General features: G+C 74.2%; 16 protein-coding genes. 8 read left to right on the forward strand and 8 right to left on the reverse strand.

Annotated elements, in window-relative coordinates:
- Nucleotides 1–134 precede the first annotated feature (134 nt).
- From ACRAKH_RS20655 to ACRAKH_RS20670, 4 genes are all read left to right on the forward strand, one after another.
- Nucleotides 135–5069: a WXG100-like domain-containing protein gene (locus tag ACRAKH_RS20655; RefSeq protein ID WP_447009193.1), complete on the forward strand. Its 4935-nt coding sequence runs from the start codon at nucleotides 135–137 to the stop codon at nucleotides 5067–5069.
- A complete protein-coding gene (locus ACRAKH_RS20660; protein ID WP_380729882.1) occupies nucleotides 5041–5499 on the forward strand; it encodes a hypothetical protein in 459 nt (152 codons plus the stop codon). The genes ACRAKH_RS20655 and ACRAKH_RS20660 overlap by 29 nt, the downstream gene beginning before the upstream one ends.
- A 4-nt stretch (nucleotides 5500–5503) precedes the next feature.
- Nucleotides 5504–5932 (forward strand): hypothetical protein, encoded by a 429-nt coding sequence (locus ACRAKH_RS20665; RefSeq protein WP_380729880.1) that lies wholly within the window; start codon nucleotides 5504–5506, stop codon nucleotides 5930–5932.
- Nucleotides 5933–6046: 114 nt separating this feature from the next.
- Entirely contained in the window at nucleotides 6047–7552 is a 1506-nt protein-coding gene (locus ACRAKH_RS20670; protein WP_380729878.1) for a flavin-containing monooxygenase, read from the forward strand.
- Here the strand turns inward: ACRAKH_RS20670 and ACRAKH_RS20675 are convergent.
- The 6 genes from ACRAKH_RS20675 to ACRAKH_RS20700 form a co-directional block, all read right to left on the reverse strand.
- Nucleotides 7533–8192 carry a response regulator transcription factor gene (locus ACRAKH_RS20675; protein ID WP_447009194.1) on the reverse strand — a complete coding sequence of 220 codons (660 nt, stop codon included), beginning with the start codon at nucleotides 8190–8192 and terminating at the stop codon, nucleotides 7533–7535. The genes ACRAKH_RS20670 and ACRAKH_RS20675 overlap by 20 nt on opposite strands.
- Nucleotides 8189–9310 carry an ATP-binding protein gene (locus tag ACRAKH_RS20680; RefSeq protein WP_380729578.1) on the reverse strand — a complete coding sequence of 374 codons (1122 nt, stop codon included), beginning with the start codon at nucleotides 9308–9310 and terminating at the stop codon, nucleotides 8189–8191. The genes ACRAKH_RS20675 and ACRAKH_RS20680 overlap by 4 nt, the downstream gene beginning before the upstream one ends.
- 29 nt (nucleotides 9311–9339) lie before the next feature.
- Nucleotides 9340–9768: a hypothetical protein gene (locus tag ACRAKH_RS20685; protein WP_380729577.1), complete on the reverse strand. Its 429-nt coding sequence runs from the start codon at nucleotides 9766–9768 to the stop codon at nucleotides 9340–9342.
- Nucleotides 9765–10283, reverse strand: a complete 519-nt coding sequence (locus ACRAKH_RS20690) for a DUF1772 domain-containing protein (RefSeq protein WP_380729575.1) — start codon at nucleotides 10281–10283, stop codon at nucleotides 9765–9767. Before ACRAKH_RS20690 ends, ACRAKH_RS20685 begins: the two co-directional genes overlap by 4 nt.
- A 151-nt stretch (nucleotides 10284–10434) precedes the next feature.
- Complete coding sequence (locus ACRAKH_RS20695) at nucleotides 10435–11532, reverse strand: winged helix DNA-binding domain-containing protein (protein WP_447009195.1); 1098 nt, start codon at nucleotides 11530–11532, stop codon at nucleotides 10435–10437.
- Between the two features lie 66 nt (nucleotides 11533–11598).
- Nucleotides 11599–12216: a DinB family protein gene (locus ACRAKH_RS20700; protein ID WP_380729571.1), complete on the reverse strand. Its 618-nt coding sequence runs from the start codon at nucleotides 12214–12216 to the stop codon at nucleotides 11599–11601.
- A 61-nt stretch (nucleotides 12217–12277) separates the two neighbouring features.
- On the opposite strand from ACRAKH_RS20700, the gene ACRAKH_RS20705 reads away from it, so the two are divergent.
- A complete protein-coding gene (locus tag ACRAKH_RS20705; protein ID WP_380729569.1) occupies nucleotides 12278–13258 on the forward strand; it encodes a helix-turn-helix transcriptional regulator in 981 nt (326 codons plus the stop codon).
- Between the two features lie 10 nt (nucleotides 13259–13268).
- Here the strand turns inward: ACRAKH_RS20705 and ACRAKH_RS20710 are convergent, their stop codons facing one another.
- Entirely contained in the window at nucleotides 13269–13415 is a 147-nt protein-coding gene (locus ACRAKH_RS20710; protein WP_380729567.1) for a hypothetical protein, read from the reverse strand.
- 31 nt (nucleotides 13416–13446) lie between these two features.
- Here ACRAKH_RS20710 and ACRAKH_RS20715 point away from each other — a divergent pair, with 31 nt between their 5' ends.
- Nucleotides 13447–13734 (forward strand): hypothetical protein, encoded by a 288-nt coding sequence (locus tag ACRAKH_RS20715; RefSeq protein ID WP_380729564.1) that lies wholly within the window; start codon nucleotides 13447–13449, stop codon nucleotides 13732–13734.
- Between the two features lie 103 nt (nucleotides 13735–13837).
- On the forward strand, nucleotides 13838–14692 hold the full coding sequence (locus ACRAKH_RS20720; protein WP_447009196.1) for an NYN domain-containing protein: 855 nt from the start codon (nucleotides 13838–13840) through the stop codon (nucleotides 14690–14692).
- A 30-nt stretch (nucleotides 14693–14722) separates the two neighbouring features.
- Here the strand turns inward: ACRAKH_RS20720 and ACRAKH_RS20725 are convergent, their stop codons facing one another.
- Nucleotides 14723–15112, reverse strand: coding sequence for a DUF1622 domain-containing protein (locus ACRAKH_RS20725; RefSeq protein WP_380728525.1), 390 nt, complete (start codon nucleotides 15110–15112; stop codon nucleotides 14723–14725).
- 502 nt (nucleotides 15113–15614) lie between these two features.
- On the opposite strand from ACRAKH_RS20725, the gene ACRAKH_RS20730 reads away from it, so the two are divergent.
- A complete protein-coding gene (locus ACRAKH_RS20730) occupies nucleotides 15615–16598 on the forward strand; it encodes a LysR family transcriptional regulator (protein ID WP_380728527.1) in 984 nt (327 codons plus the stop codon).
- Nucleotides 16599–16600 lie beyond the last annotated feature (2 nt).

A 16600-nucleotide genomic window follows, 5' to 3' on the forward strand; every position in this document is an offset into this window, starting at 1 on the left:
GATGTTCCGGAACCGAGCAGGACTCCAATGCGTCATCATCTGCGTAGGCAGGGCGAAGTCAGGGGAGGTGTCGCCGTGTCCGTTGTGCCGGTCGAACACGGGTCGGTCGTCGCCAGCACCGGGGCGGGTGCCTGATGGCGGGCGAGAACCCACTGGTCGCCGCGCCGCCCGCCGAGCCGGGCGGGTTCATCAACGCGGGCACCGGCGACAACGGTTGGGCGACCGGCATCTCCATCGCCGAGTCCGCGATGGACACGTACAACGGCATCAAGGACGGCAACTGGATCGAGGGCGGCCTCGGCCTGGTGGGTCTCGCCGCCGACGCCGCCGCGATGGCCATCGACCCGTTCGGCACCCTGCTGTCCTCCGCCGCGTCGTTCCTGATGGAACACGTGCAGCCGTTGAAGGACATGCTCGACTGGCTGGCCGGCAACCCGCCCGTGATCGAGTCGTACTCCACGACGTGGAACAACGTGGCCACCGAGCTGGGAAAGATCGCCGAGGACTACAACGCGGCGATCAAGTCCGGCACCGAGGGGTGGACCGGCGCGGCGGCCGAGGCGTACCACACCAACTCGAAGGTCCACGGTGACGCCCTGAGCGGCGCCGCCTCCGCCGCCGGGACCGTCGGCACCGTCGTCGGGCTGATGGGCATGGTCGTCGCGTTCGTGCGCGAGATGGTGCGCGACCTCATCGCGGACCTGGTCGGCAAGCTCATCGCGTGGGTGCTGGAGGCCGCGTTCACGCTCGGCTTCGGGACGCCGGTGATCGTCGCGCAGGCCGTGACGGCGATCTCCAAGTGGGCCGCGAAGATCGCGAAGATCATCCAGGACCTGCTGAACACCATCAAGAAGGTCTCGCCGATGCTGAAGCGTCTGGTCGAGGTCTTCGAGAAGATCATGAAGGTCGTCGGGAAGCTCGCGGGCAAGGCCACCGGCCTCGACGTCCTGGACCCCAAGAACATCAAGCGGGGCGGCTTCCTCCAGACGGGCAACACCGACGTGGACGTGCCGTCCGGCTCGACGCGCGGCGGCGACTCGTCCTCGGGTTCGGACTCCGGCTCTGCCTCCGGCTCCGGTTCGGATTCCGGCTCCGGCTCGGATTCCGGTTCGTCTTCGGGTGGCGACTCCGACACACCGTCCTCGACCCGGCCGACCGACACGACGAGCACGTCGAGCACCACCACCGCGCCGACCGCGGACTCGCCGCGCGGGGGCGACGCCCCGACCGGCTCGTCGAGGCCGGGGCGCGACCCGAGCAGCGGGTCTGACGGCGACTCGCCCCGCGGGGGACCGAACCCCGGCGGCAACGGTCCGATGGGCGAACCCCGCGGCGGGCCGGCCGGCGACTACCGCGGCGGTCCGGGACAGCCCGCGCCCGGCGGCAACTACCCCGGCGGTGACCACCGAGGCGGACCCCCCGGACAGCCCGCACCCGGCGGGAACGTGCCCAGCTCCTCCATCAGTGGTGGTGGCACGGGTGCCGGTGGCGGTGCCGGTGGTCCGGGCGGTGGCGGTTCGCCCGGAGGTACGGGCGGCGGTGGCGGTTCAGGTGGCGGCGGCACTGGTGGTGGCGCCGGCGGTGGCACTGGTGGCGGTGGCACTGGTGGCGGTGGCACTGGTGGCGGTGGCGGAAACTCCGCACCGCCTCCGGCGCGGTTCGACCAGACCTCCGCGTCGACCGCGGCCACGGCCGACGCTCCCGTGCGGCCCGACCAGCCCCAGACCGGCGGCCCGACCACCGGTCCCCAGGGCGGTCAGCCCAACCCTGGCGGCACGCCTCCGCCCGGCGGCATGCCCGCCGGTGGCACGCCCGGAGGTGCTCCTGGTGGTGCGCCGGGCGGTGGTGCGCCCGGTGGTGGCGGTGCACGTCCCGGCTCCGGCGGCGGCTGGACCGGAACGCCCGGGAGCCGGGGCGATGTCGGCTCCGCCATCCCGGCGGCCCGAGGTCCGGAAGGTCCCCGGCCGTCCTCGTACGGCCCCACGCACAGCGGACCCGGCAACACTGGCCCGTCCCACACCGCGCCGAGTGCTCACGGTCCTTCCCACGCCGGCCCGTCGCCGAGCGGCACGCCCCACGGCGGTTCGCCGCACGTGGGTCCGGGGCCGTCCCACACGAGCCCCGGCAACGGCCCTGTCCACTCCGGACCGACCCACGGTGGCCCGCCGCACGCCGGTCCCACGCACACCGGTCCCTCGCACAACGGGCCGTCCAACACCGGCCCCGCCAACACGCGCCCGCACAGCGGCCCCGGCCCCACACAGAGCGGCCCGCCGCACAGCGGTCCGACCCACGGCGGGCCAACCCACACCGGGCCGACCCACAGCGGTCCCCCGCACAACGCGCCCGGCAACACGAGCCCTTCGCACAACGGGCCGGGCAACAACGGGCCGTCCAACGCCGGTCCCGGTCACAACGGGCCGGCGCACAACACGCCGCCGCACAGCGGGCCTTCGCACACGAGCCCGTCGCAGGCGGGTCCGCCTCACGGGAACCCGCCCCACCACGGCCCCGGCAACACGGGTCCGTCGCACGCCAACCCGCCACACAGCGGCACGCCCCACGGCAACCCGGCACCCGGCGGCGCACCGCACAGCAACCAGCCGCACACCAACGCGCCCCACACAAACCAGCCCAACAGCAACCAGCCCAACACCGGCCCGCAGAGCCGGGGACCGGCGCCGACGTCGCACCCCAACGTGCCGCACCAGCCGTCGTCCCCGCACGCCCCGAACCGGCCCTTCGACGGCCCGCCGCCCCAGCGTCACCCGGACGCGCAGACGCCGTCCCCGCGCCACGCGCCGGACAGCGCGCCTGCCCGGCACGCGCCGGAGCCGGCCCCGCGCCAGGACCCGGTCCCGCACCAGCGCTCCGACCAGGACCCCTGGTCGCCGCCGCCGCGCGACCCGGACGGCCCCGGCACGGCGGACCGGCCGGACATCGACGACGCCCACGCCCGGCACGGTGAGACGACGCCAGCCGGCATCTCGCACCACCGGGGCGACTCGGACATGGGCGACCTGCCGCAGCGCGTCCCGCACGACCCTCGATATTTCACCGCCGACGTCCACATCACCCCGGACGGCCGGGCGCGCATCGGCAACCACAGCTACAGCCCGGAGGAGTACGGCGACCTGTTGCGCCGCAACGGGTGGGACGGCAAGACGCCGATCCGCCTGATCGGTTGCGACGCGGGCTCGAACGACTTCGCCAACCGCCTCTCCCGGCACACCGGCGCGGACGTCCTCGCGCCGACCAAGCCGGCCTGGACCGACAGCAACGGCCGCGTCTACACCAGCGACGCCGAGGTCGACCCCGACGGCAACCGCCGCCCGCGCATCCCACCGAACGGCGAGTGGGAGACGCACCGCCCGGACGGCACCCGCGGCAAGGCGAGCGACGACGGCTTCGTGCCGGGCACGAACGACGCCGACAAGCACGACCTCGACCCGGACGACGCACGCGACCGCGCCGCGCGGGACAACACGGTCACCGACCCGCCGGAGGGCCGCGACCCGTCGCCGCAGCGGACCGTGCCGTGGGACCCGCCCCAGGACCTGCCGCGCGTGGACGTGGAGGTCGACCCGAACCAGCGCGTCCTCGACTTCAACGGCGGCCCGCCGCTGGAGCCGAACTCGCGCGTCGTCGTCCACAACCCGGACGGCTCGGTGCGCGGCACGTACTACACGGACGCGAACCGGAACGTCACGCACGTCGACACGAGCGTGCCGAACACCCGCAACAGTGCGGGCGTTCCGGTCAACCCGGACACCGCGCGGCCCGAGCCGGGTGTCGTGTACCAGGTGGACACCGGGATCAGCACGCACACGTTCCGCGGCCAGGATCTGCCCGACGCCGGGACGTCCCGCCCGGACACCAGCCCCGGCACGACGGACACCGGCCGGACCGACGGCACGGACAACACGAACGGCACGGACAACACCGGCACGTCGCCGGACACCACACCCGGCACGTCACCCGACACGACGCCCGACGGCACGCCTGACGCGTCGTCGCCGGACAACCGCCCCGCCGACCGCTTCGACGACTTCGACCAGACCCGCACGCCACCCGCCGTGGAGTGGAACCCGCCCGGCGGTCCCGACGGCACCTACCGGACGATGCCGCCGCACGAGAACTACAACCCGGCTCCCCCGCCGGACGGCGACGGCCCGTTCTCCTTGCGCGGCAACGACCCGGACAACCGGCTGGAGCCGCACGCCCGCTACGACGTCTACAACGACGACGGCGACTGGCACGGCACCTTCTACACCGACGCCGACGGCCGGGTCTCGCACGTCCACACCTGGTCGGGCAACAGCGAGCAGGGCTTCAACCCCGAGCTGGGCACCGCGGAGACGTGGGACGCGGGCCTGCCGGTCCCGGCGCCGAACACGACGTTCGCGGTCGGCCCGCGGTACGTGGACGGCATGGACCCGGCCGTGCCGCAGCAGATGTACCGGACCGACGTGCACGGCGACACGATCGCCGCGAGCGGTCGCCCGGTGTACCCGCCGAGCGGCACCAGGGCCGAGGACTTCTGGGGGCCGCGGCGCGGTGTCGAGCCGGGCTCGCCCGGCGAGGGCGTCCAGCCCGACACCGGCCGGATCGCGAGCGGCGGCCCGGAGGGCTACAAGAGCCCGACCGCGGGCGAGTACGCGCCGTTCAACTACTACGGGAACCGGCACGAGCTGTTCAAGTTCGACGGCGGCCACATCGTGGCGTTCGAGGGCGGCGGTCCCGGCGAGCGGATCAACCACATCCCACAGTGGGCCTACGAGAACCGCCCGATGAAGATCGACGGCGGGTCGACGGACGACACCTGGCGGCGGATGGAGGAGGACATCGCGCGGCGCGCGGCGGTCGACGGCACGACCGTGGACCGCGTGGACTTCTTCGCCGAGCGCACCACGCCGGACATCCACACGCCGGACAAGCTGCACGTGCGCTACCACTTCACGGTGTCCGAGCCGCCGCCGCCCAGGACCGTGCAGGAGATCAGGAGCTTCCACAATGTCCCCGAGCCCGCCAGGAACAACCGTGTCGTCCTCCCACCGCCAACCCCGTGAGCGGCAGCAGGAGCTGCTGCAGGAGATCGGCCGCGACTTGGTCGAGGCGTGCCCAGAGGGCTGGTTCCGGATCGACCTGCGCGCGTCGGTGGCCGTGACGTCGGACTGGATGGCCCTCACCGTGCTGATGCCGGACCACTCCAGCCCGCCCGCGGACCCGCCGCTGTCGGTCGGCCGGGCGCTGCGGGAGCTGCGCGAGCTGATGTACGTGGAGGGGCGCGGCACGTGGTTCTCGCTGCGGTACACGATGGACCCGCCGGCCGCGTTCCACGTGGTCTACAACGACGAGTTCGACCCGAAGTGGTCCCCGGACCTGAGCCCGCGCGAGTGGGCGCTCGACCTGGAGCACTTCCCGCGCGCGCCGGAGCACGTCCCCGGCTGGCTGCGCGCCAAGCTGCCCGACGACGACCAGCCGACTGCGGGATACTGAGGCCATGACGGAACCACTCAACCCGGTCCAGCAGGACGAGCTGCTCCAACGGATCACCGGGCGACTGGTGCTGGACCTGCCGGCGGGGTGGAGCCACCTCCAGGTCGACTACAAGGCCCTCGGCGACCACGTCGAGGCGGGTGGCCTGCTGCGCATGGCGAACGGCGGCATGTTCGGCTGGGACCTGCCCGACGAGGCGCGCGACCTGTTCGCCCGGCTGCGCGCCGGCATGGCCCGCCCGGAGCGCGGCACGTGGCTGCACGCCACCTACTGGCTCGACTACCCGGACAACTACGCGATCGAGTACAACCGCCAGGACGAGCCGCGTTTCCGCACCCCGCCGCCCCCGCGGGCGCACGCGCGGGAGCTGGAGGTCTTCCCGCGCGCCGACGAGCACGTCCCGGACTGGCTGCGCGCCGCCGTCACGCCCTGATCCGGCATCCGGGTGGCGTTCCCGGCGCTCGCTGATCAGGCGGTGTGCCGGGGTGTCCCCGACCGGGATGATGGGCGTGCCGGACGCGCCGATCACCGCGGGGAGTGACAGGCCATGAGAGCGTGTGTCGTCGGAGCGGGCCCCGCCGGGATCGTCGCCGCGAAGGTGCTGCTGGAGAACGGCTTCGACGTCACGGTGTTCGACAAGTACGAACGCGTCGGCGGGATCTGGTCGCCGGGCGGCTGCTACGACGGGCTGGCCAACCAGTCGTCCCGCCGGCTGTTCGAGTTCGCGGACCTGCCGAACCGCATGCACTACGCGAGCGCGGTGGAGAGTCAGCGCTACCTGGAGGACTACGCCAGGGCGTTCGGCGTGCTGGACCGGGTCCGACCGGAGACGGAAGTGGTGTCCGTGCGGCCGGTCGACGGTCCGGGACGGCCGGGCGCCTCCGGCTGGTCGGTCGACTCGCGGCCGGCCGGCGACGAGGCCGCGCCCGTCCACCGGGAGGTGTTCGACCACGTGGTCGTCGCCAGCGGGGCCCACCACCACGCCCGGGTGCCCGACCTGCCGGGGCGCGAGTCGTTCCGCGGGACGGTGGTGCACTCGAACGACGTGCGGGCCGGGACGTTCGCCGGACGGCGGGTGGTCGTCGTCGGCGGCGGCAAGTCCGCGCTGGACCTGGTCGTCCGCGCCGCACGCGAGGCGTCGTCCGCCACGCTGGTGCAGCGCAAGGTGAACTGGATGGTCCCCGAACGGCTGCTGCTCGGCCTGGTCGGCTACCGGTGGATCCTGATGACGCGGCTCGGCGAGTCGCTCCTCCCCCGCTACCACGACCCGGCGTGCGTCCGCCCGGTCGACCGCCTCGACGCGCGGGTCAAGCGGGTCCTGTGGCGGCTGGTCACCCGCGACATGCTGTTCTCGTCGGGCCTGGGCCGGTTGCCGGAGCACCTGCGCCCCGCCGGCGCGCTGCCGTTCCACCTCGCGCACGCCGGGGTGATGCCGCGCGGCTACGTCCGGGCCGTCCGCCGGGGCCTGGTCGCCGCCAAGGTGAGCGCGGTCGAGGCGTACACCGACCAGGGGTTGCGGCTGGCGACCGGTGAGGACGTGGCGGCGGACGTCGTCGTCTTCGCGACCGGCCACCACAAGGTCTTCCCGTTCCTCGACCCGGCGGTGCGGGTGCACGACGACGCCGGGCGGTTGCGGCTCTACCGGGACATCGTGCCGCCCGGCGTGGACCGGCTGGGGTTCGTCGGGTTCCGGCAGGTCTTCAACAACATCATGGGCGTGGAGCTGACCGCGCACTGGCTGGCCCGCCACTTCCGGGCGGCCCTGCGCGCCCGCCCGGACGAGCGGGAGATGGAGGAGGCCGTCGACGCCCGCCTGGCGTGGCAGGAGCGGGCGCTGCCCGGCTCCGGCGGCTACGACTTCGGTCCCTACGACATCCACTGCGCGGACGAGCTGATGCACGACATGGGCCTGCCGTCCCGCCGCACCCGCAACGTGCTCGCCGAGTACCTGCTGCCCGGCGCGGTCGCCCACCGCTACCGCGGGCTGGCGAAGTCGCCCCAGGCAGGGTCCGGGGTCGAGGCGCCTGGTTCGGCTAGGCGAGGCCGGCCGTGACCAGGCCCGTCTCGTAGGCGATGACGACGAGCTGGGCGCGGTCGCGGGCGTCCAGCTTGGCCAGCAGGCGGCCGACGTGGGTGCGGGCGGTGGCGGCGCTGATGACCAGCCGGTCGGCGATCTCGGCGTTGGAGCGGCCCGTGCCGACCTCGGCCAGCACCTCGCGCTCGCGCGGCGTCAGGGCGGCGAGCCGGTCGCCCGACCTCGGCGCCGGTCCGGCCGCCGCCGCGCGCATCACGCGCCGGGTCACCGCCGGGGACAGCAGGGCGTCGCCCCCGGCGACGACCCGGACCGCCTCGCGCAGGTCGTCCGGTGACGTGTCCTTGAGCAGGAACCCCGCCGCTCCGGCGCGCACGGCGTCGAGCAGGTGCTCGTCGGTGTCGAAGGTCGTGAGCACGACGACGTGCACGTCCCGCAGCTCCGGGTCGGCCACGATGCGGCGCGTGGCCGCGATGCCGTCGCCACCCGGCATGCGGATGTCCATCAGCACCACGTCGGGTCGCTCCCGCCGCACCACCGCCACGCCGGACGCGGCGTCCGCCGCCTCACCGACCACGGTGATGTCCTCGGCCCGGTCCAGCAGCGCCCGCAGGCCCTCCCGCACCAACGGCTGGTCGTCCACCAGCACGACCCGGATCACGGCGCCTCCGCCCTCGGGATCTCCGCCTCGACCAGGAACCCGCCGTCAGGCGGGGTCGACGCGCGCAGGTCGCCGCCGAGCAGGGCGAGGCGTTCACGCATGCCGATGATCCCCCAGCCGCCGGCCGCGTGCTCACCGCCCGCGCCGCGCCCATCGTCCCGGATGGACAGTCGCAGCCCGTCGTCGGTGTACCGCAAACCGATGGCGACCCGGCGCGCGTCGGCGTGCCGCAGGACGTTGCTCAGCGACTCCTGCACGACCCGGTAGGCGGCGGCGTCGGCCACCGCCGGCAGCGGCGTGCGCGCGCCGGTGACGTCCACCCGGACGTCCAGGCCGGCGGCACGGGTGGAGGCGACCAGGTCGTCCAGCCGGTCGAGCCCCGGCACGGGGTCGTTGTCGTCGGCGGTCCGCAGCGCGCGCACGGTGGCCCGCAGTTCGCGGACGACGTCACCGCACGCCGCGCGGACGGCCGCCAACGACCGCCGGGCGGTGTCGGGGTCGTCCTCCAGCGCCTCGCGGGCCACGTCGGCGTGCAGCGAGATCACCGACACCGTGTGCCCGAGCAGGTCGTGCAGGTCCCGCGCCACCCGCACCCGTTCCCGCTCGACCCGCCGGGCGGCCTCGCGCTCGCGTTCCAGCTCGGCCGCCCGCGCCTGGCGGTCCAGCTCCGCCCGCCAACCCCGCCGGGAGCGCACGGCGTCGCCGAGCGCGATGACGCTCGCCATGAGCGCGGCGGAGCCGACGAACTCGTAGCCCAGCAGGTAGGCCAGGTCGTCGCCTTCCCGGGCGCGGACGGCGGTGGAGAGCACCAGCAACCCGACCGAGGCGCCCACGGCCCACCGCAGCCGTCCCTGCTCGGCCGCCGAGTACAGGGCCGCCCCGACCGGCACCGCCAACCCGACCGGCGGGAACGCCGAGGTGTAGTAGAGGAGCAGCACGGCGGTCGTGGCGACGAGCGTGCCGACCGGCCACCGACGCCGGACGACCATCAGCGCCCCGAGCACCAGGGCGAACGCGTAGGCCGCGGGGTGCGGTGCGGCCGTGTCGCCGACGTTGGCGGTGATGGCCGTGCCGACCACGACCGCGACGAGCGCGGCCAGGCCGGCGTCGACCGCCACCTCCCGCCGGCCCGACTCCGCCGGTGCGGTCAGGACTCCTCCCCTCGCCGACGCGGTCGGAACGCGGGCACCAGCCGGGCGAGCACCCACCCGACGGCGCCCGTGACCGCACCGACCGCGGTGCCGGTGACCAGGCTGCTGAGTGCGGCGGAGATCCGCAACACGACCTGCCCGCCGGCGAAGTCGGGCGCGGTGCCGGCGAACGCCTGCGCCCACAGCAGTTGGTGCGTCACGGCGAGCAGGACGCCGTGGCACGCGCCGACGACGAGCAGCGCCAGGAACGGGTTCGGCACCCGCCGCCACAGCACGACGGCCAACCACACCGCGATGGGCGCGAACACCAGCACCGCGTTGACGACGGGTCCGACGAGCCGCAGGTCGTGCGCCACCACCCGCGGCACGCCCAGCAGGGCCAACGCCCAGAGCCACGGCACGGGCAGCCCCGTCCGGCGGCTCACGCGCCCACCGCCGTGCCGGAGGCGCGCCGGAACCGCTGGTAGCCCGTGAACACGAGCACCGCGGTCAGCCCGCTCACGGCCAGCCGCACCCAGTGCCCGGTCTCGAACTCCACCGCCGTCCGGCGCAGCACCTCCACCGAGTGCACCGTCGCGCCCTCGTCGAACATGATCTCGTTGCGGGGCCAGAAGAACAGCACCGAGAACAGGAACTCGCCGACGACCAGCGACGCCAGACCGGCCACCAGCCACCACCGCGCCGAGCGGACCCGCCACAGCAGCACCAGGGTGGCCACGGCCAGCGCGACGGTCAGCGCGCCCATCGGCGGGAACAGGTCGGCCGGGCCGGTGATCGCGAAGAACGCCACCGCCTGCGCGAGCGACGCGGGCGGGTCGTGGAAGACGTTGGGGTAGATGACGATCGTCTCGACCAGGATGCCGCCGAAGGCCACCACGGCCACCCAGACGTACAGGGTCGAGACGAGCAACGACAACGAGGACAGCAGACTTCGGCGCACGGGCACTCCGCGGGAGGACGGGGGTCGGAAGCCGCGCACGCGGGCGGTTCCTTCGACGTGCTCCACCGTAGGACCGCGGCCGTGCGCCGGACATCGACCCGCGCGCGGGTCCCGCGTACGCAAATCGACGTACGCGACGCCCGGTCGGCGGTCAGGGCGACGACGGGTCGATGCGGACGCCGCCGTCCCCGTCCGAGAGGAACGCCGCCAGCGCCTGCCCCTCCTCGGCGACGGCGGTGCGGTCGCCTCGGGACAGGCGGCGCAGCGGGGTGACGACCACGACGTCGGCGTCCACGTGCCACGTCGCGGCGACCCGACCGTCCACCAGGACGACGCGGGCGCCGGCGACCGACAGGCCGCGGTGGGCGTCGTCGACGATCCTGGTGCGGTCGTCGTAGCCGAGGAGCGCGTTGTCGAACGCGGGCAGGAACCGGGGCGGGGCCGGGGTGTCCGGGTCGGGCCGGGGCGCGTCGGACAGGTCCAGCAACTCGCGGCCCCGCTCGTCCCGGAACGTGACCAGCTCGTCCCGCATCGCGGCCACCGCGGCCGGCAGGCCGGCGACACCGGACCAGGCGCGCACGTCGGCCGTGGCGGCGGGCCCGAACGCGGCCAGGTAGCGCCGCACCAACGCCTGGCCCACGGGGTCGGAGCCGTCCGCAGGCAGCGGGTCGACCTCGCGTCCCAGCCAGGAGGCCAGCGGCAGGTTGCGCACCCCGGCCTTCGTGCGCCACAGCCCGCGTGGCGGCAGCTGCGCCGTGGGGATGAGGGCGGCGATCAGCACCTCCCCCAGCGCTCGCGTCCCGGCCGCGGGCCAGCGGTGCGCGACCGCCCGCGCCAGCTCGGGCATCGAGCGCGGCACGCCGTCGGCCAGCACCTCCCGGCCCGCCGCCGCGAGCCGGTCGAGGTCCACCCCGGCCAGCTCGCGGCGGTAGGTGCCGAGCACCCGTTGCCGCAGCATGGCGTCGTGCCGAGCCCGCCACGCCACCGCGTCGTCGGCCGTGACGAGGTGGACGGTGCGCCGCATGAGGTGCGTGCGCACCACGTGCCGCCGGACGAGCAGGTCCGAGAGGACCGCCGGGTCGAACGCCCGCAGGCGCGACCAGAGCCCGGTGAACGGTTCCTGCGGTTCCTGCGCCTGCAGGCCGCCCAGGTGCGCGACGGCGTCGAGGACCGGCACGTCGGCGCGGTCGAGCAGCAGCTGTCGGGCGAGCGTCGCGCGGTTCAGGGCGCGGGTGTCGAGCACGGTCATCAGGGTGGTCCCAGCGGGTCGACGTCGATGGCGGGGGTCATGTCGGTTCCCCTCGGGGTGGTCCGGTCAGCTCGACGTCCGGCCGTCCAGCGCCTCGCGCAGGATGTCGGCGTGCCCGGCGTGCTGCGCGGTCTCCGCGATGACGTGCAGCAGCACCTGCCGCACGCTGTGCACCGCGCCCGGCTCGTGCCACGGCGCCTCGGGCAGCGGGTGCGTCGCCGACAGGTCGGGGATGGTCGCGACGACCTCCTCGGTGCGGGCGGCGACCTGCGCGTACCGGGCGAGGATCGTGGCCGCCGTCTCGCCGGGCAGCACCCGGAAGGCGTTGCGGTGGTCGATCGCCCACCGCGGCGCCTCGCGAGCGGTGCCGGCGGCGAGGTCGGCCCACGTGACGCCGTCCGGCAGGTCGTAGCGCATCGCCGACGGGCCCTGGACCGCGAACCGCAGCCACGCCTCCTCGACGGACGTGACGTGCTTGACCAGTCCGCCCAGGCACAGCTCGCTGACCACCGGGCGTTCGGCAAGCTGCTCGTCGGTGAGGTCGCGCAGCGTGGTGGTCAGGGCGGATCGCGCGGTCGCGAGCGCGGCGAGCAGGGCGGCCCGCTCGGCGTCGACGGTCCCGGGAGTCTTGGTGGCGGCGCTCACGGCGTTGCGGCCCTTCGGGTGGTGGTCGTTGACTGGCATGTGACCAGCCTCGACAGTGAAGCGGACAGGTTGTGTCCTCTTCTCCGGGGATCATGGAGGCATGCCGAAGACCTCAGCGCGTCTGCTGGCGCTGCTCTCGCTGCTCCAGGCCCGCCGCGACTGGCCGGGCGCGCTGCTGGCGGAACGGCTGGACGTCAGCCCGCGCACGGTGCGCCGTGACGTCGACCGCCTGCGCGAGCTGGGGTACCCCGTCGCGGCCGTCAAAGGCCCGGACGGCGGGTACCGGCTCGACGCGGGCGCCGAGCTGCCGCCGCTGCTGTTCGACGACGACCAGGCCGTCGCGCTGGCCATCGCGCTCCGGACCGCCACCACCACCGGCGCCGGCATCGGGGAAGCCGCGGCGCGGGCGCTGACCACCGTCCGGCAGGTCATGCCCGCTCGGCTGCGCCGTCGCGTCGACACGCTGCGCGTGACGGCCGTCGAACGGCCCGCGGTCCGACCGGACGCCCCGGTGGACAGCAGGGCGCTCACGGTGTTGAGCGCCGCCGTGCACGCCCGTGAGGTGCTGCGCTTCGACTACCCGTCGGCGTCGGGTGGCGAGCCGGGACCGCCGCGCCGGGCGGAACCGCACCACCTCGTCACGTGGGGCGGGCGGTGGTACCTCGTCGCGTGGGACCTCGACCGCGACGACTGGCGCACGTTCCGGGCCGATCGCATCAGCCCGCGCACCCCGAACGGACCCCGGTTCACGCCGCGCGAGCTGCCCGGCGGTGACGTGGCGGCGTTCGTGGCGGACAGGTTCCGGGGCGCGGACGGCTCCGGTGAGTGGCCGTGCCGCGGCGAGGTGGTCCTCGCGCTGCCCGCCGCCGCCGTGTCCCCCTTCACCCGGGACGGGGTCGTCGAAGCACTCGGCCCGGACCGGTGCCGGCTCGTGCTGGGCTCGTGGTCGTGGACGGGCCTCGCCGCCGCCATCGGCCGGTTCGACGCCGACGTCGAGGTCGTCGGCCCGGCCGAGCTGAGGGACGCCTTCGCGCACCTCGCGCGCCGTTATGCCGAGGCCGCCCGGCCGCCGGCCGGTTGAGCCGGCTCCGTCACGTCGGCCACGACCTCACGGTGCCGTCGGAGCCGGCGGTGGCGAGGGTCCTGCCGTCGGCGCCGTAGGCGAGGTGCTTGATCTTGTCGCTGTGGCCGACCATCGCGCCGCGCGTGGCGCCGGTCACCGCGTCGACCACCAGCACGGAGGTGCTCCCTCCGACTGCGAGGACCTCGGTGGACGGTCGACGTCTCGCCACCTTCCCCGCCGCCGGCCACACCGACGTGGTGTTCGCCTCCCGGACCAGGGCCGCCGTCATCCGGGACGACCACGTGGTGCTGTGGAACCGCGATTCGGCCGTGGCCACCCTCGTCGGCCACAACGCGGGCGCCATCGCCGCCTTCAGCCCGGACGGCAAGACGATCGCCACCGGCGTCCGGCCCCGACTCCTCGTCCGGCTCCACGACGAGCCGGACCGTCACCACGCCGTCGTCGGAGTTCATCGCCCCCTCCCGTGCTCGTAGGCGGCCTACGCGGGAAGTCGTCCGCCGGCACCCGTCGTCACGCCACGACCGGGACGCGGTGCGCGCGGCAGGCCCCCGACCCGGTGCGGGTAGGGTCGGCCGCGTGGGGGAGATCGTGCGCATCGGGGTGTTCTACGACGGGACGTGGTTCGCCTACCTGAGCGATTTCTACGCCACCGCGCACCCCCGCGCCGCCCGGATCGCGCTCGACGGCTTCCACGACGCGCTGCGCTGGCACGTCCACACCGAAACCGGCCACGCGCTCGACGACTGCGTGGTGCACGAGGCCCACTACGTGCGCGGACGCATCGAGACCCCCGCCGCCTCCTTCGACGCGGTGCTGGCCGCCGCCGGCGTCACCCGGCACGACCTGCCGCTGCACGGCGGCAAGGAGAAGGGCGTCGACGTCCACTTCGCGCTCGAGGTGTGGGAGCGCGCCACCACCGCGCCGTTGCAGTGGGTCGTGCTGGTCACCGGCGACGCCGACTTCACCCCGCTGGCCGCCCGGCTCACCGGTCGCGGGGTGCGCGTCCTGGTGCCGGTCGTGGACGCCGGGTTGCCGGCGGGCTCCGACGCGCCGCCGCCCGCGTGGACGCCCCGCACCGCGGCGCCGTTGCGCGCGGCGGCCACCGTCACGCCCGCGTTCGACACCCTGTTCGCGCCCGCCGACCGCGAGGACTACCCGCTGCGACGGCCGTTCGTGCGGTCGAACGGCGCGGTGGCCTCTCCCGTCGGCTCGCCGCGCGGCCGCCGTCGCGGGACGGTGACCGGCTGGCGCGCCGGGCAGCCGCACGGGTTCATCACCGACAGCCGCGGCGGCTCGTGGTTCGCCTCGCGCGACGAGCTGCCCGAAGGCCGCGCCATGCTGCCGACCGGGACGCCGGTGTCGTTCACCGGTTCGCCCGCGCCGTCACCGGGCCGGAAGTACCCCAGGGCGTTCTCGATCCGCCCGGAGTGACCCCTAGTCCATTGTGGACAGTTCTGGCGGTCACCCGTCGCCACCGTCCGGGCGCGCGGACGCCCGCGCCCCGCCGTCGCGCTCCACCGCCCGCTGCTCCTGCTCGATCTCGTGGCGCAGGAAGTAGTTCAGCGCCGTCCGGATGGCCGCGATCGCCGCGAGCTTCCCGATCTCCTCGAACGTCGGCGCAACCGCCGTCTCCAGGATGTCCGCGGCCAGCAGGAACTCCAACCCGAGGGCCAGGAACCTGCCGAGCGTCAGGCGCACGGACGTGAACGCCGCCGCGTCGCGGTCGCGGACGCCGGCGATCAGGAAGCGGACCACCGCCCACACCGCGCCCACCACGATGACGCAGGCGCCGGCCGCCTCGATCACGCTGACCACGACGTCGATGGACGTGCGGAGTTTCTCTTCGAGCACTACTGCACCTCCTCGTCACCCCCACTCGTACCCGGAGGGCGTCGATCGACACCCGATCGCGGGGACGGGTGCGGCGCGACGCCCGCGATCGACGCTCCCGCATTCCCGCTGGCGGGACACATCGGACCCCGAACCATCGCGGAAAGCGACCGGGAGGAGTTCTCGGTCGGTTATTTCCGGACGACGGGCACAAGCCGCAATGGCAAACCGATAAACGTTCGCGACTCGGCGCCGAGGTCGACACAATGCGGTTCGGCACCGGACGGCGGCCGTGCCGCGCGCAGGGGACGCCCCGCCGCCCGCGACCGTGCCCGACCTGACGTCGAATCGGGGTTCCGCAGTGACACCGACAGACGCCCTACCACCGGTTTCCGCCCGCCGGAGCCGTTACGTGGGACGACGTGGCACACGTCACAGGCTCTCCCGGCTCGCCCGCGCACTCCCCCGCGAGCTCGCGGGGAGCGGTCCCCGAAAGGGCGGCGCGCGCTCGTGCGGCGGTGCTATGGTCGAAGGCGCCAAGCTTCACAGAATTGGGGGATTCGTGAATTGGGTTGATCTGCGCACATTTCGGGTGGTCGCCGAAGAAAGGTCTTTCACCAGGGCGTCGAAGCGCCTTCACGTCTCCGTGTCGGCGGTGTCCCAGCGGATCCGGAGGTTGGAGCGCTCGCTCCGCAACAAGCTGCTCGACCGCACCACGACCACCGTGGCGCTGACCGAATCGGGAAAGGCGGTGCTGGAGGCGGTCACGGTCATCGACCGGATCTGGGAGACCACGCAGCGGGAGGTGGCCCAGCCCAGCGACCGGCGGCGCGACGACCTCCGCCGCCCGCTGCGGGTCGGGTTCTACCGGACCAACCCGGCGACGGTGTGGGACCGGATCACGGCGCTGGAACCGTTGCTGCAGTGGGAACCCCGGCACTACCGGTCCACCACGCTGGGGCTGGAGGACCTGCGCCGGGGCGAGGTCGACTTCCTGGTCTGGCAGACCTGGTACGGGGTGACGACCCGGCTGGAGCTGGACCTGACCGGCCTGCACAGCCAGGACATCGCGCACGACTCGGTGTGGGCCTACCTCGGCGAGCACCACCCGCTGGCCAAGCGCGCCGTCCTCGACATCGCCGACCTGCGGGACTTCGACCTCATCGCGCCCGTCGAGGACCTGTACGACCTCGTCGTGCGGATCTTCGCCGAGCAGTCGGTGACGTTGCGGTTCGTGCACCACGTCGACTCGACGGAACTGATCGACGACCTGCTGCGGATGACGACGGCGATCGACATCGCCCCGCCGGCGCGGACGCCCGTGCCGGGGGTCGTGCGCATCCCGCTCAAGTCCGCGCCCAGCACCAGGCACGCGCTGACCTGGCGCGACCACCCCGTCGCCAACCAGCTCGGGCCCGACCTGCACGAGTTGCTGCGCAAGAACTACGTCGCCCAGGCCGTGCAGCGGAACCCGCGGCACCTGGAACGGATGATGGCCGTCTCCTAGGC

The sequence above is a fragment of the Saccharothrix hoggarensis genome (assembly GCF_052936025.1).

Bases quoted from the DNA above. Each gene is read 5' to 3' on its own strand.
- ACRAKH_RS20655 (WP_447009193.1), top strand. From the start codon at position 135: ATGGCGGGCGAGAACCCACTGGTCGCCGCGCCGCCCGCCGAGCCGGGC.
- ACRAKH_RS20665 (WP_380729880.1), top strand. From the start codon at position 5,504: ATGACGGAACCACTCAACCCGGTCCAGCAGGACGAGCTGCTCCAACGG.
- ACRAKH_RS20670 (WP_380729878.1), top strand. From the start codon at position 6,047: ATGAGAGCGTGTGTCGTCGGAGCGGGCCCCGCCGGGATCGTCGCCGCG.
- ACRAKH_RS20695 (WP_447009195.1), bottom strand. From the start codon at position 11,532: ATGACCGTGCTCGACACCCGCGCCCTGAACCGCGCGACGCTCGCCCGA.
- ACRAKH_RS20700 (WP_380729571.1), bottom strand. From the start codon at position 12,216: ATGCCAGTCAACGACCACCACCCGAAGGGCCGCAACGCCGTGAGCGCC.
- ACRAKH_RS20705 (WP_380729569.1), top strand. From the start codon at position 12,278: ATGCCGAAGACCTCAGCGCGTCTGCTGGCGCTGCTCTCGCTGCTCCAG.
- ACRAKH_RS20730 (WP_380728527.1), top strand. From the start codon at position 15,615: ATGGTCGAAGGCGCCAAGCTTCACAGAATTGGGGGATTCGTGAATTGG.